17 protein-coding genes are annotated in these 19,796 nt (G+C 56.0%); 7 read left to right on the plus strand and 10 right to left on the minus strand.

Annotated elements, in window-relative coordinates:
• Positions 1-83: 83 nt before the first annotated feature.
• From AB4Z23_RS18160 to AB4Z23_RS18175, 4 genes are all read right to left on the minus strand, one after another.
• On the minus strand, positions 84-1,028 hold the full coding sequence (locus AB4Z23_RS18160) for a cyclase family protein (protein WP_441360449.1): 945 nt from the start codon (positions 1,026-1,028) through the stop codon (positions 84-86).
• 46 nt (positions 1,029-1,074) lie between these two features.
• Entirely contained in the window at positions 1,075-2,157 is a 1,083-nt protein-coding gene (locus tag AB4Z23_RS18165; RefSeq protein ID WP_441360450.1) for a substrate-binding domain-containing protein, read from the minus strand.
• A gap of 155 nt (positions 2,158-2,312) precedes the next feature.
• Positions 2,313-3,308, minus strand: a complete 996-nt coding sequence (locus AB4Z23_RS18170; RefSeq protein WP_441360451.1) for an ABC transporter permease — start codon at positions 3,306-3,308, stop codon at positions 2,313-2,315.
• Positions 3,305-5,785 carry an ATP-binding cassette domain-containing protein gene (locus tag AB4Z23_RS18175; RefSeq protein WP_441360452.1) on the minus strand — a complete coding sequence of 827 codons (2,481 nt, stop codon included), beginning with the start codon at positions 5,783-5,785 and terminating at the stop codon, positions 3,305-3,307. Before AB4Z23_RS18175 ends, AB4Z23_RS18170 begins: the two co-directional genes overlap by 4 nt.
• 652 nt (positions 5,786-6,437) lie before the next feature.
• Here AB4Z23_RS18175 and AB4Z23_RS18180 point away from each other — a divergent pair.
• The gene (locus AB4Z23_RS18180; protein ID WP_441360453.1) at positions 6,438-7,187 is read left to right on the plus strand and encodes an SDR family NAD(P)-dependent oxidoreductase; all 750 of its coding nucleotides are present in this window, start codon (positions 6,438-6,440) and stop codon (positions 7,185-7,187) included.
• Positions 7,188-7,363: 176 nt separating this feature from the next.
• Entirely contained in the window at positions 7,364-8,008 is a 645-nt protein-coding gene (locus tag AB4Z23_RS18185; RefSeq protein ID WP_441360454.1) for an EthD domain-containing protein, read from the plus strand.
• Between the two features lie 38 nt (positions 8,009-8,046).
• Here AB4Z23_RS18185 and AB4Z23_RS18190 read toward each other — a convergent pair whose 3' ends face one another.
• Positions 8,047-9,279 (minus strand): MFS transporter, encoded by a 1,233-nt coding sequence (locus AB4Z23_RS18190; protein ID WP_441360455.1) that lies wholly within the window; start codon positions 9,277-9,279, stop codon positions 8,047-8,049.
• A 115-nt stretch (positions 9,280-9,394) separates the two neighbouring features.
• On the opposite strand from AB4Z23_RS18190, the gene AB4Z23_RS18195 reads away from it, so the two are divergent.
• On the plus strand, positions 9,395-10,315 hold the full coding sequence (locus AB4Z23_RS18195) for a LysR substrate-binding domain-containing protein (RefSeq protein WP_441360456.1): 921 nt from the start codon (positions 9,395-9,397) through the stop codon (positions 10,313-10,315).
• Positions 10,316-10,566: 251 nt separating this feature from the next.
• Here AB4Z23_RS18195 and AB4Z23_RS18200 read toward each other — a convergent pair whose 3' ends face one another.
• Positions 10,567-11,781 carry an alkene reductase gene (locus tag AB4Z23_RS18200; protein WP_441360457.1) on the minus strand — a complete coding sequence of 405 codons (1,215 nt, stop codon included), beginning with the start codon at positions 11,779-11,781 and terminating at the stop codon, positions 10,567-10,569.
• 59 nt (positions 11,782-11,840) lie between these two features.
• Between AB4Z23_RS18200 and AB4Z23_RS18205 the strand changes: the two genes are divergently transcribed.
• The gene (locus tag AB4Z23_RS18205; protein WP_441360458.1) at positions 11,841-12,764 is read left to right on the plus strand and encodes a LysR substrate-binding domain-containing protein; all 924 of its coding nucleotides are present in this window, start codon (positions 11,841-11,843) and stop codon (positions 12,762-12,764) included.
• A 54-nt stretch (positions 12,765-12,818) separates the two neighbouring features.
• Here AB4Z23_RS18205 and AB4Z23_RS18210 read toward each other — a convergent pair whose 3' ends face one another.
• The 4 genes from AB4Z23_RS18210 to AB4Z23_RS18225 all read right to left on the minus strand — a co-directional run bounded on the left by AB4Z23_RS18210 (position 12,819) and on the right by AB4Z23_RS18225 (position 16,130).
• Positions 12,819-13,583: a sulfite exporter TauE/SafE family protein gene (locus AB4Z23_RS18210; RefSeq protein WP_441360459.1), complete on the minus strand. Its 765-nt coding sequence runs from the start codon at positions 13,581-13,583 to the stop codon at positions 12,819-12,821.
• 61 nt (positions 13,584-13,644) lie between these two features.
• A complete protein-coding gene (locus AB4Z23_RS18215) occupies positions 13,645-14,505 on the minus strand; it encodes an EthD domain-containing protein (RefSeq protein ID WP_441360460.1) in 861 nt (286 codons plus the stop codon).
• Positions 14,506-14,550: 45 nt separating this feature from the next.
• On the minus strand, positions 14,551-15,360 hold the full coding sequence (locus AB4Z23_RS18220; protein WP_441360461.1) for an IclR family transcriptional regulator: 810 nt from the start codon (positions 15,358-15,360) through the stop codon (positions 14,551-14,553).
• Complete coding sequence (locus AB4Z23_RS18225) at positions 15,357-16,130, minus strand: IclR family transcriptional regulator (protein WP_441360462.1); 774 nt, start codon at positions 16,128-16,130, stop codon at positions 15,357-15,359. The genes AB4Z23_RS18220 and AB4Z23_RS18225 overlap by 4 nt, the downstream gene beginning before the upstream one ends.
• A gap of 536 nt (positions 16,131-16,666) precedes the next feature.
• On the opposite strand from AB4Z23_RS18225, the gene AB4Z23_RS18230 reads away from it, so the two are divergent.
• The 3 genes from AB4Z23_RS18230 to AB4Z23_RS18240 all read left to right on the plus strand — a co-directional run bounded on the left by AB4Z23_RS18230 (position 16,667) and on the right by AB4Z23_RS18240 (position 19,793).
• The gene (locus tag AB4Z23_RS18230) at positions 16,667-18,382 is read left to right on the plus strand and encodes an FAD-dependent oxidoreductase (protein WP_441360463.1); all 1,716 of its coding nucleotides are present in this window, start codon (positions 16,667-16,669) and stop codon (positions 18,380-18,382) included.
• Between the two features lie 76 nt (positions 18,383-18,458).
• Positions 18,459-19,157 carry a CoA transferase subunit A gene (locus tag AB4Z23_RS18235; protein ID WP_441360464.1) on the plus strand — a complete coding sequence of 233 codons (699 nt, stop codon included), beginning with the start codon at positions 18,459-18,461 and terminating at the stop codon, positions 19,155-19,157.
• A 12-nt stretch (positions 19,158-19,169) separates the two neighbouring features.
• Entirely contained in the window at positions 19,170-19,793 is a 624-nt protein-coding gene (locus tag AB4Z23_RS18240) for a 3-oxoacid CoA-transferase subunit B (protein WP_441360465.1), read from the plus strand.
• Positions 19,794-19,796 lie beyond the last annotated feature (3 nt).

A 19,796-nucleotide genomic window follows, 5' to 3' on the forward strand; every position in this document is an offset into this window, starting at 1 on the left:
AAGCGCATCGGACGTCGCATCCAATGGTAAATCACCCCGACCCGACATCCTCCCGATGTCAGTGTTGAGTAGGTCAATGGCTCCTATCGGATGGCCAGCACATTCCCCGGGGAGCCGACACCAGCCAGTTTGTTCAAAGGCGCAGCCGTGACCATGAAGTCGTACCGTCGATCGAGCGCGCATGCGCGCGCAAGGGCCTCTACGTCCCACATCTCGCCGAGCGCGAAGCCCAGCAAAGGGATCAGGCGAAAATGAAGATATTTGTCGACCTCGAGTTCATGTGGCCAAGCTTCGACGGCTGGGCAATCGGACGTCACGGCCGAAAAGTGGCTGTTCCAGAGATATTCCGCCATATCTTCGCCGCCGGCTAGGCCAGGTGTCTTAGGCGTGCCTTCCGCCATTTCCACACGGATTGCCCGATCCGCTTGCTCGTACCAGCCAATCCAGCCAGTTCTCACGACAAGGATATCGCCGACCTCGTACTGAATGCCCGCCCATTTTCGGGTCGCCTCAAGCTCGGCGACTGTAAAGTCCCGCCGCTGGCTGCAATCGACGGGACGCCCCTGCTCTGCCAGGAATGTCGCTACGTCAAGGAGGACGCCTCGACCGACAATGCCCTTGCGGGCGTAGTGATGGATGCCGTTATGGGCGCCGCCTGCAACAGAAAGCTGCTCGCGGGTACGGCCATTATAGGAGCCGTATTGAGGATGCTCGATATGAGAAAGAGCATCCCATTGCGTCGAGGCCTGGGTCGAAAAGTTATCGTAGGAATCGTCGAAGCCGACTTCAATCGGAAACGGGTGATGCTTGAGGGCATGGCGCCCAAAAAGCGGAGGATCTGGCATTTCCAGGTGCCAATTTAGAGAAAAGGTTTCGAAGCTCTTGATTGCGTCTTTAGCTCGGCGAACCTGCTCCTCTCCCAAGAGGTTCAGCGAACCGAGTTGATCCTCGTCGCCCCAAAGTCCCCAAGCGGAACGTGGGGGTTTAGACGGGTCGATCGGGAGTTGATGATATTTTGGCAGCGTCATTTTCAATGCCTGTCGTGTGTTGCTCAGTCATCCGTACGTGGGTCGTTCAGTGCTTGAAAAGCTCGAGCAGCTTTTCGCGCGGCAGCGACGATCCGAGATCGGCATCCGGGGGCGCGTTCTTGTCGCAAAGCGGATCAAGGCCAGCTTCTGTGTCGGAAAAGGTGTAGGCGACAGCAGCGCGTGGCTCGTTGTTTTCCGTGCCCTGGAATTTCGCAAGCGCTGCTCTTAGGGCAAACCGGATGTCTGCGGTGTTGCCACTCACGGCAAACTGCTTCCAGGCCTTGCCGATTTTTTTCTGGTCAATAAATTTGCAGCTGTATTCGTTGTTGGTCCCAGGATACGCCATCGCTGGTACCGCAAGGCCGGCTTGCTCGAACGCCTTGACAGCCGCCAAGCTGATCTGGCCGTAGTCCGCACCGATGGCATCGATCTTGGGATAGCGCGCGATGAGCCCAGTTACTGCGCGTTGCGCGTCAGCGGGATTCCAGTTCGTGACGATGAAGTTTTCATCCAGCAACTGTATGCTGGGATAGTTCTTCAACGCTTCTTTGTAGCCTTCGAAATAGGCAGTCGAGGATGCCGCACCTGGAATGCCGCCGAGGAATATAGTGTTGCCTTCCTTAACTGTTTTCCCCACCCAGTCCCCGAACATTTTACCTTCGGTAAAGGCATCTTCGTAGGTGTTGACCGAATAATCCACGCCGATCTCACCGCCGAGATTGTTGAAGTAAGGAGCCATGATGACCCCGGCGCTGGTCGCTTCGCGATAAGCCGGAATGGCGGCGTCGCCGAAGTCGGTGAAGGCGATGATGATATCGAATCCCTGGGCGGTGTAGGCGTTGATCGCCGAGTTATAGGCTTGCGCGTCGCCGCCGGCATCCGTGTACTGAATATCGGTAATGTTGTTACATTTCGAGGCCTCATCCCGAAGTTCGGCAAGAGCGGTCTTCCGCCACGTGTCGCCTCCCTGGCCATCGATAAGGGCCACCTGCGTCGGCTTTGTACCGCACATCTTGGTAATGTCAGCGTGTTGGTTGGTGTAGACGAAATCCCCGCTGTGCGCGGTTGCCGCAAGAGCACAGAACGCTGTGGCGGAGGCCATCATGGCCCCCAGAATTCGCTTAGGCATGTATTCCTCCCTTTTTGGCGATGATCTGATGGACCATGCCTCTTCAAATGTTTCTCTTGACCTGGCATCGATGACGAACCAGCAGATAAGCCGCAGCAGGCCCGGCAATGTCCCGGTGGTCAGCGCAAACGGATCTTAGACTTGGTGGTCGTCACTCACGCCCGGCGCAGCAGGCCAGGAACGTGTCGAATGGTGACTGCCAGAATGATGGCGAAAGCCTGAACCAGTAGCTGGACGGCGGTCCCCGCCCCGAGCGCCAAGACCATCTGCCCCAGTTGCACCATGAAAAGTGCCGCTACGCCACTTGCGATGACACTCCCTCGTCCGCCTGTGAACGGCGTCCCGCCGACAACGACAGCAGCGATTGCTGGAAGCAGGTAATCATTGCCGGCAGTCTGTGAAGCAGAGCCAATAAAGCCCGTGAACAGCATGCCCGCTACCGCGAAACACACCGCTGCGATGCCATAGGTTGCTACTTGGTAGCGAAGGATCGGAATTCCGGCTGCGGAAGCGGCGGCGGGGTTGGCACCGACAGCGACGAACCGTCTCCCAAATGTGCTCCGCTTTGTGGCAAAGCTGATAAAGGCGATAAAAAGCAGGGCCAGAACCAGGGTCATAGGGATACCGAGCACCGTCTGGTGCGAGAAAGCCGCCAATTCCTGCGGGGCCGCCATCGGGCTGCCTCCAGATAGTGTTCGGATCGCACCGAGCAGGATAGCATTCGTCGCCAGCGTGACGACGATTGGTGTGATGTTGACCCGCGACACTAAGATACCGTTCAACACGCCGAAGAGATAGGCAAGAACCAACGTAATCGGCGCAGCGATCAGCAAAGATCCGGTTATGAAGCCCAGCTTGGCAAGTAGGAGCCCGGAAATTGTCATCATTCCGGCAAGCGACATATCAAGACCGCGTTGCTGGATGACGATAGTCTGGCCCGCCGCTACGATCGCGAGGATGCCGGCGAAAGGCAGCATTGAATAGATAGACGCCGCTCGAACCGTTCCTGGAGCTAGAATGGCGCTTGCGATGAAGATTGCGACAGCGCCAATCCAAATCCATGCAAACTCATGCTTCACCGACTCGCTTACTTTCGTACTGACGCGCTCAAAAGACGTCATGGTCGTTTTTTCCATTGTTGTACTGTTCATGTCGCAACGACCTTCTGTCTGCTCTTCGAGAAAAGTGCGACCGACGCGAGGATGAGGCCGCCCAGCAGGTAGGACTGCCAAGCCTGATCGAGGCTGAGAAACGAGGTCACTGCGTTTATCTGGGTGATAAACACTGCTCCAAGGAACGCCCCAACGAAAGATCCACGACCGCCGAAGAGGCTCGCCCCGCCAATCACCACCGCCGCGATCGAGGACAGCGTGTAGCCGAGGCCAGAGCGAGGGTCACCAATTCCGACCTGTTGCATCATCGTGATGGCCGCGATGCCTGCAAACACAGAGCATCCTACATAGGCAAGAAGGCGCATCTTCCGGGGATTTACACCGGCTACGCGGGCCGCTTCTGGTCGAGATCCAAGGCCGCGGAGGGAAACACCAACGGAATACCGGTAAAGAAAAAACTCCAACAGGAACGCCAGTCCAATTGCTGCCAGGAATGTCACGGGGACAAAACCGACGCGGGTTGAGAGAGTGGAAAGAACCGCTCCGTCAATCATACCTCCGGGCACCGGTCGAAGCAGGAGGGCGACGGCTTGCACGGCCATGAAAGTGGCAAGGGTCGCAATCATGGGATGGAGCTTCAGAGGCTCAACCAGCACCCAGTTTATGATACCCACCAAGACCGCCACGGCAATTACCAGCACCCAACCAGTCAACTGCATTTCAAATGGCATACCCTTGATGAGGAAGAAGGAAGCCACGACTTGTGAAAGCCCCATCAATGGCCCGACCGACAGATCTATGCCACCGACGAGCATCAGCAGTTGCTGTCCATAAGCGACGAGGGCAAGCGTGGCAATCAACGTCATCATGCCAGCCAGACTTCTGGGTGAAACGTAGAACGGGTTCCAAAAGGCTGCAGCCGTGCCCAGTATTAGGATCGCAGCTGCGACCATCACCAGAGGCGCCGCATCGCCCGCAGCCCATTTCCAGAACGCACCTGTTTGCCGATGAACCTTGTCTCGTTGACTGGTCGATTTTAGAACAGCCGAAGTAATATTGTCTTCGCCGACCTTGTCTCCGCTAAGCATCTCAACGACCTGACCGCGCGAGAAGATTGCGACGCGATCGCTCAACCCAGCCACTTCCTGAGCATCAGAAGAAACGACGATAATGGCGACGCCTTTAGCGGCTGTATCGCGCAGGACCTTGTAGATCTCTGCGCGCGCGCCGACATCGACGCCCTGGGTAGGTTCGTCGACGAGAAGCACGGACGGATTTGATGCGAGCACGCTGGCCAGCACAACTTTCTGCTGATTGCCTCCTGACAATGATCGAATTGGTGTCTCAATGCTCGGTGTCTTGACGGAAAACCGATGGACAGCTTCACGAGCACGCCGTTCTTCCGAGCCAAGGTTGACGATCCCGCCGCCTAGAGTGTCGGCAGCAGGGCTTCGAGCAGAAAAATTCTCGCGTACCGTGAGATCAGGAAAAATGCCTTCTCGGTGTCGATCGCCAGGCAGGTACGAAATCCCGGCCCTCATGGCGTCCTTCGTCGAGGTGATATCGACTGTCTTGCCCGATATCGAGAGCACACCATGACCTGTGGTCAACCCCGCCAGGGCACGCATGAACTCCCGTTGGCCGTTGGCATCGATGCCAGCCAAGCCCAGGATCTCGCCACGCCGTACATTCAACGAGACATTAGAGAAGCCATGACCTGAAAAGTTTTGAACGTCGAAAATCGGCTCTCCGATACGCAATCCCGCCTTTTCAGGGAAGGCCCGGTCGAGAGACGTCCCAACAATCAGGGAAACGATCTTGTCTTCCGAAAGCGTCTTTGCATCAAACGTGCCTTGGCCTTCGCCATCGCGCAGAACGGTTACGCGATCAGCAATTGCCTGCACTTCGCGGATGCGGTGGGAAATATAAATAACTGCTGCGCCGCGTGCTGTTACTTCTCTAATCCGGCCAAACAGGCGGCTGACATCTTCGGCGGCCAAATGCTCTGTCGGCTCGTCCAAAACCAGCACGTTCGGTTCGCAGGCCAGCGCTTTGACAATCTCGACAATGAAGCGGTGCTCGGGATTGAGAGTTGCGACATGGTCGCGCACGTCTATCGTGACGTCGCTGCTCCAGTGTCGCAAAAGCTGGCTGGCCCATCGCACAGTGGACGATAAAGGAGGGCGTTTCGATGCAGGCAGGCCAAGGTACAGGTTCTCTGCGACCGTAAGGTCCGGCATCAGCGAAGGTTCCTGGCGAACGATTGCCAGCCCAAGATCGCGCGCGAGCTGAGGATTGCCTCGCACTTCTTCTCCCGCAATCTTGACGATGCCGGCTTCGGCAACAAGCGCCCCGGACGCAACGCTCATCAGTGTCGATTTACCGGCGCCGTTCTCGCCGACAAGACCGTGGACTTCACCTGGTTTGACGTCGAATGTAATCTCGTGCAGGGCCCGAACGCCGGGGAAAACTTTGCAAACCCCATCCATCTCAAGAAGATTGTCAGTTAACGACATGACGACCGCCCTCCGCTGCATCCGCGTCCGGGTCGACCTCGAGAAAATTTTGATGATCATGTGCGCACGCACAAATATCCGCAGTCCTAGGCACGCGGTCTCCTCCCAAATTTAATAGCGATAAATATCGCCTTCCTCCAGCGGCAGCGCACTCCCATACGCTTTCCTGAGAGCAATATCACGCCCTTTGCCACCCAAGGATATTCTGTGATAACGAAGCCATTTGTCAATGTAATATTTTTAGCTCCTCGTCGACAGCCTCCTTCCAGGTCGCGAAAAGTCGCAGAGGCCGGTTGGCGGGACGTTAGAAACGACAACCTGGAAGAGATTTTGATGCCGAAGGTCTCTCTCTGCTGAGAATTGGAGTAGCGTGTAATATGAACCCGTTAGGGGGTTCATTCACTATCTCACGTAGAAGCCTTGGCTGATGTAATTTACGTCAGTCCGCAAAGCATTCTGATTTCATATCCCTTTTTAGAACACGCAAAAACTTGAAACGATTTTCAAACATCGGCGTCGCGATCAAGACCGGTGCCAGAACCCGGCTCTTGTCGAGACTTCAAAAAATGCTGTATAGAAAATTTGCTATCACCGAATCTATTCGTTACATAGCAACAACGCCAACATGGCGGACATGAGGGAGGAGAAACTCGTGCTACTTGAGAATCGGATTGTTTTCATCACCGGTGCTGGACAAGGCAATGGAGCGGCAATCGCTCACGGCCTTGCTGCCCAAGGTGCTCGGATTATTGCGACTGACATCAACGGCGACGCTGCTGCAAATACTGCTGCAGAGATCAAAGATCGCGGTGGCGACGCCTGGTCATGGGCGCTGGACGTTGTTGACGCCGACGGATGTGTCGCGCTTGCCCGCGAGGTCGCAGAATCGATCGGCCAGGTTTCAGTGCTCATAAACAATGCCGGGATCTGCCCGCGCAATACGATCGACAGCCCCGACGTCCGCACCTCGTGGGACGCTGCAATGAAAGTTAATCTCGACGGCACCTTGAATGTCACGCTCGCTTTTCTTGAACACCTTCGCGCCACGAAGGGGTCCATCATTAACATGGCGTCGATCGCATCCTTTGTCTCGACTGCCACTTCGGTCAGCTATTCGACGTCCAAAGCAGCCGTGCGCATGTTCACGCAGAACTTGGCACAGGAACTGGCCAAGGACGGAGTGCGCGTGAACGCAATTGCTCCTGGAACGTTTAACACTCCGATGACCAGCGCAACGCGGAATGATCCCCAGCGAGCGGCGAAATTCCTCGCACGTATTCCGATGGGGCGGTTTGGTGAGCCTGACGAATTGGTTGGCCCAACGCTTTTCTTGGCATCTGATATGTCGACTTACGTGACGGGCACGACACTTGTTGTCGACGGCGGTTATCTGGCGGTCTGATTGCTGATTTCCTATGGCAATTTCTAGATGAGCACAGTGGAACCTTTCACGATTGCTGGCGGGCTTTGGTCGTTGCCTCAGGCAGGCGACTGCTCATCTCACGGCCGCGAGCTAATCGTGAGCAAATAGAACTCGATTTTCCTCGCCCATAGAATAAACGATTTGGAGGCTTGTTCGTGTTGAAGCGCATGACACTTTTGGCAAAGAGGGAGGACCTCGGAATAGAGACCTTCCGTACGCATTGGGCAGGAAATCATGCCCAGTTGGCTCTATCGCTCCCCGGGGTCTGCAAGTACGATCAGAACCGCGTTGATGAGGAACTGCTCAGCATCCCCCCAACCGGTGCGTTCAGTGCCCAAGGTATTGTCGAACTTTATTTCACCGACGATGGGGCCATGAAATTAGCGCAGGCATCAGAAACGGGGGCGGTCAAGATTCCCGAAGATGAACTTCTGTTTCTGAAGGGCTGGTCTCTCAATCTTGTCGAAACCGAGGGGCCGCATGACGGTGACGGAACCAAGGTTATGATCCCTCTCGTTTTCCAAGACGGCGTTGATGTGCATAGCGCGAGCGACGCGCTTCGCCTTGCTGGCCGGGAATCTGGAGCGACAGAGGTTTCGTTGAACCACGTGACAGCCAGCCATGCCCGTCCGCGTCTTTGGTCGGAACCGGTGTCTCCTGACATCATTGTCGTTCTTTGGTTCGGAACGACGGGGCAAGCCCGCGATGCCTTTGCGCCGGGTTCAACTATAAATGCTGCAATTGCTAAATTCGCGAGCCTCGCGTCCGTTTATCTATGCGACACTCTGAAACTGAAATGAGCATTCGGGCTGCTCGATCCGATTTACGTTCAGTGTTTTCAATCACTGACACCACCTATTCCAGTGCCGGCGTTAGGGGGAAGCAGCGAGCGAAGCAAGGCGAGAGCGCCCGACACCGCGCAAAGGCAGCATACTCCGGTCCATCCAAAGTGGTTCCAGGCAAAGCCACCGATCGTCGCGCCGACGGACATTCCGATCATGGCAGCACTCATCAGCAGACCGTTAAGGCGGCCGCGCGCTGCTGGATCGATCGACGTGACCACGGCCTGGTGGGACACCAATCCCGCCATCACACCTAGATCGAACAAGACGGTAGCTGCGATCAGAACCGGCAAGGACAATGGAAAGATGAGGACCAGCGAAAAAGCGGCGATGACCAGCACACAACCAACCCTGATTGCGGCAGAGGGACCGTGGCTATCTGCAAGTCGACCGAACAGGGGAGCTCCCAGTGCTCCCGCCGCCCCGGCTAGACCAAACTCACCGGCAGCCGAGGGACCGAGGTGGAATGGAGGTCCAGCGAGCATCAGCGCGAGGACTGACCAGAAGGCACCGAGCGGGAGCGCTAGAAGTGCTTGCGTCAACAGAGACTTTCTCAAAATTGTATGCTGGCGAAACAGGCTGACAAGACTTTTTAAAAGGCTGAGGTACGAGCCGCTTGCCGTCGCGGGCTGACGCGGCAACCAATGCCAGACAGCTACCCATACCAAGGCAACCAAAACTGCTGCAATTTCGTAAATTGCCCGCCAACCAAACGCCGTTCCGATAAAACCACTGACGGTCCGTGATAAAAGTATGCCACAAAGCAGTCCAGTCGTGACGACGCCAATCGTATGACCGCGACGCTCTTCCGTCGCAAGGTGGGCTGCCATGGGCACGAAGTCCTGTCCAAGGCTACCCAGGATACCCAAAGCCAAGCTCGCGATGAGCAGCACGGAAAGTGACGGCGAAATTGCGGTTACCGCAAGCGCGAGCGCTAGAAGGGCCGATTTCACGAGAACCAAACGCTTACGTTCGACAAAATCGCCAAGTGGCGCAAGAAACAGCATTCCGGCCGCATAACCTGCTTGGGCGATAGCGGGAACCCATATCATTTGTTCCGGTGAAGCGCCGAATGCGTCGCGCATGAGCGGCAGAATTGGCTGGCTATAGTAAACACTTGCAACCCCGACGCCCGCACCGACCGAAAGCAGCAATATCACTGCACGCCCTGCCGGCCGCGCCTCATTGCCGCTTGAAGATAGGGTTTGGGTTTGGAATTGCACTGACACGGATATCCCCTTTAAGCAAAACCCTCCCTGCACCTGTTCTATTGACGTTCTGGATATAATTAAAGTACCAAGACCTCTCAACTAAGACGACACCAGTTCGTCAATCGGGTTTTGCATGATCGCCGAGGACCATCTCAAAGGTATATCTGTGTTTGTTCAAGCTGCCGACGCAGGCGGTTTCACGCAAGCCGCCTTACGGCTGGGGCTGTCGAAATCCGGAGTGGCAAAGACGGTCATGCGGCTTGAAGAGCGTTTGGGTGTACGCCTGTTCAACCGAACGACTCGCCGCTTCGCGCTGACGGCCGATGGGCAGGCATTTTACGAGACGTGTTCGCGAATACTGGGAGAATTGGAAGGCGCGCAGGACGCGTTGTCGTCTCATCATCTGCCACCGCGTGGCTCTTTGCGGATTGATCTTCCAGTGGTTTTTGGCCGTCGCTGGTTGCTGCCGGTTCTCCTTGACATAGCGGCTCGCCATCATGACCTCTCGCTTGAGATCAAATTCACTGACCGACGCATAGACCCCGTCGAAGATGGGGTCGATCTTGTGGTACGCATCGGCGATCTGGAGGACAGTTCGACACTGATTGCCCGCCAACTCGGTATCCAGGAATCCATTCTGTGCGCGTCACCAGCCTATATCGAGCGTAAAGGATCTCCTCAGTCGATCGAAGCACTTGCAGAGCACGATTGCATTGTTTTTGCGAGCGGCCGGCAACCATTGCCCTGGTGGTTTGCGGATGAGGGCGGTGGATTGATTGCACGTCCGGTCACTGGTCGCATCACTAGCAACGATTCTGACGCGATATGCGCAGCGGCTATTGCAGGACAGGGCATCGCTCAGCTAGCGACTTGGCTCATCGCCGACCATCTTCGTGAAGGCCGGCTGCGACAGATTCTTCCGGGAGTCCAAACACGCGGCTTTCCCATTCATGTCATTTGGCCAAGGTCGCGGCTCGTCGCACCTAAAGTACGCGTGGTAATTGACGAACTCGTCGCCAGGTTCATACCGCAGCCTCCTTGGAACCAGCTCTGATCGCTGCACTGGGAAGGCATCGGGATGGGCATGATTGCTTCGACTAGAGCGCGCAGTCGAACCTTTGTCGGAAGACAGCAAGCGCGCCAGAAATGCTCAAGTCATCAAGCCACCGTTTCGCTCGTGCCGACCGCTCTCCGGGCCCTACAAGCCTGCGGAGAGCCAGATATTGAAACGGCGATGACTTCCCCCATAGGTATGGCGTCACGGCTACGCTCAACATCGTCACAACGTCACATGCAAGCAGTGAACTATGGGCGATACGGCGGATAGTCGATGTAGCCTTTGGCATTACCGCCATAAAAAGTCGCGCGATCAGCCGGCGCAAGTGCCCAGCCATGCTCCAGCCGTGAAACAAGATCGGGATTACTGATGAACGCGTGTCCAAAGCCGGCCAGGTCGATCAGACCATCGGAAAGGAACTCTTCAGCTCGCGCGTGTGTAAGTCCCCCTGTCAATATCAGCGCCGTGTCTGTCAGCTCTGACTTGATCTTCCTGAGCAAGGAAAATAGCCCGCCATTTGCGAAGCCTTGGACGCCACGATCAATCCGCTCGAAGCTATCTTGGTTCATCACATGCACATAGGCCAGTTTCCGCTCTGCAATCTCACGGGATAACGCGAGATAAGTTTCATCTATTTCATCGTAAAGCGGCATGTCGAAGAGCTGACCGTAAGGTGAAACTCGGATGCCTACCCTGTGAGCTCCGATGCGAGCAACCACAGCATCGATTACTTCCAGCGTGAAACGTAGCCTGTTGTCTAACTGGTCCGCCGAATATTTGTCTGTGCGATCGTTCACTTTAGGGTTCAAAAACTGCTCATGGAGGTAGCCATTTGCTCCATGAATCTCGACGCCATCGAACCCGGCTTCGACGGCGTTGGATGCGGCTTGGGCGAAATCATTTACGATACGTTCAACCTCTTCGGTGGCAAGTTGACGGGGTGCTGGAGGCTCGACTTGGTCAGGTTCACCTCGCTCGTTGTACCCGTAGGCCCTCGCACCCTCTGCCTTTTTTGAACTCGGGCTTACCGGCAGCTCTCCGTTTTCTTGAATTGAGGGATGCGAGACACGACCGACGTGCCATAGCTGCGCAAAAATGTGCCCGCCCACTGCATGGACCGAGTCAGTGACCAGCTTCCACCCTGCGACTTGCTGCGCAGTGTAGATGGCAGGGTTGAAAAGATAGCCCTGCCCTTCTCTTGAGATCGATGTGCCTTCGCTTACGATAAGGCCTGCAGTCGCACGTTGCGCGTAGTAGAGCGCCGTCAGCACATCAGCCGCATCGTTGGTCGCTCGCGCACGGGTCATCGGCGCCATCACAATGCGATTTCGCAGGGTAAGCCTTGCGAGGTCGAACGGTTTGAACAACTCTGTCATGAAATGGCGCTCCATAAGGCTGAAAAACAAATTTACTGAACCTAGGTAGCCACCTGCAATTAATGCAACAATAGCTGCAATCTTCAAATAAGAATTGCTTGAATAGCAATTATCTGGCACTGCGTGCAGATCAAAGGAGGGACGTTATGCAGCTTCAGGCGTTGCGCTACTTTCTCGCTGTAGCGGCAAACGGCAGCTTCCTTGCTACCTCCAGGCACTTCGAAGTGCCAGCATCCTCCGTTTCACGCTTCATATCAGCTTTGGAAAAAGAGCTTGGCCGCCAGCTATTCTACCGTAGCACTCGCGCAGTGAGACTGACGGACGAGGGTGAGCGCTTCTACCTTCAAGTACAAGAAGCCATTGAGCTGCTTGATACTGCTGCCGAAGACCTCACCCAACGCGATGTAGGATTGAAGGGAGTGGTCAGGATTAATGCGCCCGTTGCGCTCGGCCGACTTCATATAGCACCCCTGCTTGCCCGCTTGCAGGAAAAGTACCCCGACCTCATACTGGAGCTTACCCTCACCGACGCATTCGTTGACCCGGTCCAGGAACGGGTTGACATCACCGTACGTGTAGGACGGGTCATAGACTCCGGTCTGCTTGGTCGCACTGTTAGTGGCCAGCGATATGTACTTGCGGCAAGCCCTGAATATCTGCGCGCTAGCGGCGTGCCACAGGTACCTGACGATCTGCGTGACCACAGTTGTCTGCTCTATAAAGGCGAACAAGGTGCTCAGCGCTGGTATTTCAAGCGCCCGACCGAAGGCGACTTCAAATCACTTGAGGTGAGTGGCCCTCTCAGAAGCAATAATGCGGAGGTATTGGTTGCCGCAGCAATCGCGTCTCAAGGTATCGTTCTTTTTCCCAGTTGGCTGTTCGACCCATCCAGCTTCAGGGATGGTCGCCTAGTAACGCTGCTCTCTGACTGGGACATATCTGCTTCAGCAGAACAGATGCATGTGCAGCTACTCTCGCCAGGCAACCGAATTCGCTCACGGAAGGTGCGCGAGGTGTCCGATTTTCTCATCGAACAAATCGGTTCTCCTCCTTACTGGGAAAATCTTTGATCCGTCGTAGCGATCAGCGAGATGTTCAAATCCCAATCGATGCTCGCGAATGGTCTATCGCCCAAGCATGCCTTGACCAATCAGGGTCACGCTTACGCCGATCAGGATTATGGTGATGATCATATTGAAGCGGACGACGTCGACCCTGCGCACCAGTTGAACGCCAAGCCAGCTCGATGCCACGGCAACTGGAGCGAAGATAAATGCTGCCATCAGGTGGTGCGGACTGAGCTGCCCGAGCAAAGCGAACGCCGGCAGTTTCATCAGGTTGAGCAGCGCGAAAAAAATGACGCTCGTGCCTATATAGGCATCCCGACTGAGCTTTTGCGGCACAACATAGAGCTGGAATGGCGGCGTGCCGGCATGGGCTATCATGCTCGTGAAACCGGCGCCCATGCCGCTCAACAGGCCCAGAGCCTTCACGGGTGGCCGACCGATCTCTTGGGTTTTTTTCAACGAAAGAAGGAGTTGGCTTGAAGCAAAAACCAGCGAGATGACCCCGAGCGAAATTTGAACGATCCATTCGGGGACGGTCGAAGCAAGCTCGTATGCCAGCCATACGCCAATAGCTGCGCCCGGCACCATGATCGAAACGATCTGCCGGTTCCATTCGCGCTTGTACATCCAAACGGCGACCGCATCCTGAATGATCAGGATAGGAAAGATGAAACCGGCTGCACTGACGGGGCCGACGACGAGCGCCAACATCGGCGTACTAATCATGCCAATGCCTGCGAAACCGCCTTTTGATAAACCGAGAATGATTACCGCCAGAGTGGCGACAATGTAGAATAGCCAGTCCAAGGCGATCTCCTCCATTGAAACGACGGAGACTCCAGCCAATGTTTTTTGGCGGGTTGTCCAACTTGCCGTTGAAGGCTCAGACCTGGGGTTCGGCGATGACTTCGGTCACATCCACCATGTAGGTGGAAATCTCACCCAGGAATTCCTGCGCGTGGCTCATCGCCGTGAGCCCGCGAGGTGAGCGGAAAGCTTCCTCCGTTGCTGCTGCGCTTTCGAACCATAGCTCGACCACACCATCCACCTGAATATCATCGCCGTTTTCATCGGCCTTAAGGCGGTCTTTTTGCCGATCGATGACGATATTTTGCCGGTAACCGAGAAGACCGGGCAGACGTTTGACGAGGACCGGATGCATATTAAACCATTCGTCCTGAAATTGCTCCATTGTCACATCAGGGCGCTTGCGTATCAGGGACATGCGCTTGGCAAATTTCCCTTTGGTAGGAGGCGTGACCACGACATTCTGGAAGGCGGTCAGAATTGCGATGCCACCCAGGAAATTCTGTTCATCATCCTGAAGTGTTTTAATTTTTGCCGGGTCTGAAAAGCTGCGTGTGTCTGCAAGGGAATTGAAAAACAATTGCGCCATCCCATCAATTTCGATCGAGATTCGCTTGTAATCAATGCCTTTCTGGCTGCGATCGACCACATGGTTCTGAATGTAGCCCCGCAGGTTCGGCATGGTCGCTTTAACGACGTCAGCGTGGTTGCCGCGCCAATATGTGCCGAAGGCCTCGGTCGATAGATCCTCGCGCCGTGTCAACAGGCCGAAACGAACAATCATTGTAACTCCTCCTTGAATTAGGACATCTCCCATGTCCATCCGGCGAGCGCGAAGGTCGCGTTGACACCGGTCAGCACATTTGCCTAAAACAAATCGATGTGTCAATAACGGATTATGCGCCATTCTGTTTGGGAAACCGCTTGAATCGGCCAAGAGCTTGCCTTGAATGCAAATAACCGATTCCGACCGTCGGCCACGTTATCGTGGGGATACATAGCCATGTTCGAAGGACAGTCGTTTGGTGACCGCCAGGAGCTTTTTTACAGTCGCACCATTCGGGTCAATGTCGAGATGGCTTTCCGGCCCTATCAGGGTTACGGCCATCTGCACCTGCTCCGTATGATCGATGACCGGCGCGCCGACAGCGGAAATTCCAGGAACTGGTCGTGGGAAAATGGTCGCAAATCCGCGGTTCTTCACAAGTTCGATTTCATCGACAATGTCAGAATAGGCTCGCGTTTTGCCGACACGGAGGGTCTTTCCTCCCTCTCGAACCTCTGCTCGGATTGCCGCTCTGATTGTCGCTTCTGGCATGTTTCCGGCAAAGACCATACCAGCCGCTGTCCCCGAGACGGAGTAGACAGTCCCAACGTTGGTGTTGATATAGTTCTGATCGACGCCCTTGCGTATCTGGACCACCGTTGGCCCGAAAGAACCCCAGACACTCACGGCAACTGTTAGACCCGTTTCTTCTGACAGTGCTTCGACTGCCACGGCGGCAGCTTTCATCGCATCAAAACTTCGCATTCGGCCAATCGCCAGGAGCAAAGCATATGGACCGAGCCGGTAGCGGCCGCTGACCTCGTCCTGCTCGACCAGACCCATACGGCGGAAACTCACCAGATAGGCGTGCGCCTTTGTTGGTGGCACACCAGCCCTCTCGGCGACCTCACGGAGTTTGAGGGGGTCTTTGGCGTCGAGGAAAGGCAAAAGAATTCCGAGGCCGACTTCAACCGACTGAACACCACGGGCGTCAAGACCGTTCCGGGGATGAACCTTTTCGGTCATTGCTGGATACCTTGTGACAATTCTTCGGAGATCTTTAGCAGAGCGAGCACTGGCGCTCCGTGGATACTAAGGTCCAGATTGGCTGAGCTTCCGACAACGGTGATCACGGCAATAACTTCGTTGTTTGCTCCGCGAACCGGCGCAGCAATCGTGTCAATGTCTGGAACGGGCTCACTTCGGGTCACCGCATAGCCCGTTCGACGAACTGTTTCCAACTCGTCTTCAAATGCCTTGCGGGCCTTCTTTGCAGATTTTTTGTCGCCCGGGGTCTGGGCAAACTCGTCCTCGATGATGGCCTCTATGCCGGCGGGACATCCGAAGGCCGCGAAAACGCGGCCCGCTGCGGACCCGAGAACCGGTAGCGCCATGCCCGGTCGTAGGTTGACGTTCAGCGGATAATTCCCCGTTTGCACTTGTAATGCTGTCGGAGCGCCTACCCCCCATACGACCAAAGCCACCATCAAGCCCAACTTGAGTTCTAGTTGAACCGTCGCATCGCGCGCTGCGCGTAGCGGCCCGAAGCTGGCCACACGCGCCAACCCTAGCCGGATTGCCAAAGGCCCCAACTGGTAACGGCCAGTGGCAACGTCCTGCTCTATCAAATCAAGACGGCGAAAACTTGAAATGTAGGCGTGAGCTTGCGCCGGCGGGAGGTCGGCGATCGCTGCAAGGTCCTTCAACATCATAGGGCCATCTGCATCGACCAGCACCGACAGCAACCGGCCGCCAATGTCGATAGACTGGATTCCTCGCCCTTCCCCCTTAGCCATTAAGTCTCCGTTTTCTCAGATTTTTGTCTCGCTCCCACAATCCTCTCTTAAACCGCAGCTGACGCCTGCGGTCAACATGGTAAGGCCTCAATCAAAAATTTCCTATTGACAAATCGGTTCGTTATCAAAGAATGTGTTCGCGGATGGCCCGGGGGATGCCTCGGTCCGGAGGCGGCGTGACGGGAGTACGCCGCGGGGAGTTGGCATGAGGTGACACCCAGGTCAAAGCAGGAGGAGTTATCATAGTGCGAAGTCTTGGCCTTTTGGCGAACTTGTTCACGCAAAGCGCGGGCTACTGGTCGCTTGCGGTCCAATCTCCAATGGCGCCGGTTAGTTGGGCTTCGCTGGGGTTAGCGATCCCGCCGACTGTCGCAGCTGCTCGTATATAAACTTCTCTAACAGTCCGAGCCGCAACAGAGCTGTTCATCTCGAATGTCGAGCTGGACTAACCTCCTCACGGCCTGTGGCTGCCCCCCATGCCTGCTCTCGTTCAGCTCGCAATTCTACTTATGCCGCTCTTGGGAGCGCATTCCGTAATGAAGGATTATGTCATGAAGCGTTACGATTGTGATGTTCTTGTCGTCGGCTCTGGCGCAGGTGGTCTCGCAAGCGCTGTGTCAGCAGCGCACCGCCGGCTTAAAGTTCTCGTCGTCGAAAAGGAACCGGTGTTCGGTGGCACGACCGCTCGCTCTGGGGGATGGATGTGGGTACCGGGTAACGCCCCAGCCAAGCGCGCAGGCGTCGTCGACAGTGCCGAAAAGGCGAGAATCTATCTCCAGCACGAAACGGGCACGCATTTCGATGCACCACGAATTGACGCCTTCCTTCAGGCAGGGCCGGCCGCAGTCGACTTTTTCGAACGGGAGACCGCGCTGAAATTTGACCTCGGTCCGACCTTCTCGGACTATCACCCGGACGCACCAGGCGGGATGCCGGGCGGGCGCTCTATCGTGGCACAACCTTTTGACGGTCGTGAACTCGGGAAGGAGATCAAGCGGCTGCGTCCGCCTCTGTGGGAGATCACCTTCCTTGGGATGATGATCGGTTCCGGCAAGGAATTGCTGCATTTCTTCAACGTCACCCGATCGCCGGTGTCTATGTGGTATGTTGCAAAGCTGTTCAGCAAATTCGTTCGCGACATGGCCTTTCATGGCCGTCCAATGCGCCTCCTGAACGGCAATGCTCTGGTGGGTAGGCTGGTCAAGTCATGCATGGACAAAGATGTGCCGATCTGGACGTCCAGCCCCGTCAAAGATCTCATCAAGGACGAAAGCGGGCGGGTCGTCGGTGCGAGGGTGGACAGCCCCAACGGGCAATACGAGGTCTTCGCAGCAAAGGGCGTTGTCCTCGCAGCAGGCGGCTTTCCACAGGATGCGGTGCGCCGCAAGGAACTCATTCCGCATTCACCTTCCGGCCACGAGCATGTGTCACCGGCCCCTCCTGGCAATACTGGTGATGGCTTGCGCATGGGCGAAAGGGTCGGCGCGACAGTCGATACGAGCCTTCCAAACGCGGTTGCACTTGTGCCGATTTCCCGGCCGCGCAAGCCTGACGGAACGCTCGGGACCTTTCCGCATTTCGTCGACCGTTCCAAGCCGGGGGTCATTGCGATCACGCGGTCCGGTAGGCGCTTCGTCAACGAGGCCAATTCCTACCATGATTTCTGCCAGGCCATGATCAAGCGCTGTGGCGAGGAAGGTGGCGAGCTCGCCGCCTGGTTTATCGCCGATCACCGCACTTTTAGGAAATACGGCCTCGGCTTTGCCAAGCCTGCACCCGTTCCCTACGGTAAACTGATTGAGAACGGATATCTGGTGCGTGGCAAAACTCTCGGTGAATTGGCGGAGCAGTTGGGGGCTGATCCGGTTCAGTTGGAACGCACTGTTTCCGAGTTCAACAAGCATGCGGAAAAGGGCGAGGATCCAGAATTCCATAAGGGGTCGACAGCCTACAATCGCTCGCTCGGCGATCCAGAGCACAAGCCCAATCCCTGCGTCGCACCGATCGTAAAAGGCCCGTTCTACGCCGTTCGGCTCTATGTCGGCGACCTTGGCACCTATGCTGGCCTGAAGACCAACGAGAACGCTCAAGTGCTCAACGGCGACGGGCGGCCAATTGCTGGTCTCTACGCCGCCGGCAACGATGCTGCGAGCATCATGGGTGGAAATTATCCCGGCGGCGGCATCACCCTCGGACCGGCAATCACCTTCGGCTACATCGCTGCCCGCCACATGTCCGGGGCGAACGAGTAAACAATGACAGTCGGAGCTACAGCCGGGACTGTCACGGACGCTCGGCTTTGTAGTGGATAAATTGACGGAGATCAGAGTGCAGAAAATCTACAGCGGAGCCGAAACGGCACTAGAAGGATTGCTTTTCGACGGCATGACGATAGCAGCAGGCGGATTTGGTCTCTGCGGCATTCCCGAGCTCCTCATTGCCGCTGTACGGGCTGCCGGGACAAGAGAGTTGACGATTGCTTCCAACAACGCCGGTGTTGACGGATTTGGCCTCGGCGTTCTTCTCGAAACCCGGCAGGTCAAAAAAATGATCTCGTCCTATGTTGGCGAGAATGCCGAATTCATGCGGCAGTATCTGAGCGGCGAACTAGAGCTGGAGTTCAATCCGCAAGGTACGTTGGCGGAACGAATGCGGGCGGGTGGAGCGGGCATTCCCGGCTTCTATACCCGCACCGGCGTGGGCACCCTTATCGCCGAAGGTAAGGAACACAAGCAGTTCGAAGGCGAGACCTTCATTCTCGAGCGCGGCATCGTGGCAGATCTCTCAATCGTAAAAGCGTGGAAGGCCGACACGACCGGCAATCTCGTATTTCGCAAAACCGCACGCAATTTTAATCCGCCGGCTGCGACCTGCGGTCGGGTTTGCGTCGCCGAAGTTGAGGAAATTGTGCCGGCCGGCAGTCTCGATCCGGACGGGATTCACCTCCCAGGCATCTACGTTCATCGGCTAATACAGGGCGAGCACGAGAATCGTATCGAGCAACGCACCGTCCGCAAGCGCGCATAAAAGGACAAGAATATGTGGGACCGCAATCAAATGGCTGCCCGTGCGGCAAAGGAGCTGCAGGACGGTTGGTACGTAAATCTTGGTATTGGGATACCGACATTGGTTTCGAACTACATACCATCCGGCGTTTCCGTGACCTTGCAGTCGGAAAACGGCATGTTGGGCATGGGGCCCTTCCCCTTCGAAGGAGAAGAGGATGCCGACCTGATTAACGCTGGAAAGCAGACGATTACCGAATTGCCCCATACGAGCTATTTTGACAGCGCCACAAGCTTCGCCATGATCCGAGGTGGCAAGATCGCCATGGCTATCCTCGGAGCCATGGAAGTCTCGGAAAAGGGTGACCTTGCCAACTGGATGATTCCCGGCAAGCTCGTCAAGGGCATGGGCGGAGCTATGGACCTGGTAGCCGGCGTCGGCAGGGTCGTCGTCGTGATGGAACATACGTCCAAGCACGGAGAGAGCAAGCTATTACACGAATGTTCGCTTCCGCTGACTGGTGCCGGCGTGGTTGATAGGATCATCACCAATCTCGGAGTCCTCGACGTCGTTGATGGCGGGCTGAAAATCGTCGAACTAGCCGATGGAGTGTCGGAAACCGACCTGCGGCAAGCGACCGAAGCAAACATCGTATGAATA

Origin of the sequence: Agrobacterium sp. MCAB5 (genome assembly GCF_052114365.1) — a bacterium.
In the GTDB taxonomy this organism is placed as follows: Bacteria; Pseudomonadota; Alphaproteobacteria; order Rhizobiales; family Rhizobiaceae; genus Agrobacterium; species Agrobacterium tumefaciens.

Coding starts and splice junctions, on each gene's coding strand:
- AB4Z23_RS18160 (WP_441360449.1), bottom strand. CDS start 1,028: ATGACGCTGCCAAAATATCATCAACTCCCGATCGACCCGTCTAAACCC.
- AB4Z23_RS18165 (WP_441360450.1), bottom strand. CDS start 2,157: ATGCCTAAGCGAATTCTGGGGGCCATGATGGCCTCCGCCACAGCGTTC.
- AB4Z23_RS18170 (WP_441360451.1), bottom strand. CDS start 3,308: ATGAACAGTACAACAATGGAAAAAACGACCATGACGTCTTTTGAGCGC.
- AB4Z23_RS18175 (WP_441360452.1), bottom strand. CDS start 5,785: ATGTCGTTAACTGACAATCTTCTTGAGATGGATGGGGTTTGCAAAGTT.
- AB4Z23_RS18195 (WP_441360456.1), top strand. CDS start 9,395: ATGATCGCCGAGGACCATCTCAAAGGTATATCTGTGTTTGTTCAAGCT.
- AB4Z23_RS18205 (WP_441360458.1), top strand. CDS start 11,841: ATGCAGCTTCAGGCGTTGCGCTACTTTCTCGCTGTAGCGGCAAACGGC.
- AB4Z23_RS18210 (WP_441360459.1), bottom strand. CDS start 13,583: ATGGAGGAGATCGCCTTGGACTGGCTATTCTACATTGTCGCCACTCTG.
- AB4Z23_RS18220 (WP_441360461.1), bottom strand. CDS start 15,360: ATGACCGAAAAGGTTCATCCCCGGAACGGTCTTGACGCCCGTGGTGTT.
- AB4Z23_RS18225 (WP_441360462.1), bottom strand. CDS start 16,130: ATGGCTAAGGGGGAAGGGCGAGGAATCCAGTCTATCGACATTGGCGGC.
- AB4Z23_RS18230 (WP_441360463.1), top strand. CDS start 16,667: ATGAAGGATTATGTCATGAAGCGTTACGATTGTGATGTTCTTGTCGTC.
- AB4Z23_RS18240 (WP_441360465.1), top strand. CDS start 19,170: ATGTGGGACCGCAATCAAATGGCTGCCCGTGCGGCAAAGGAGCTGCAG.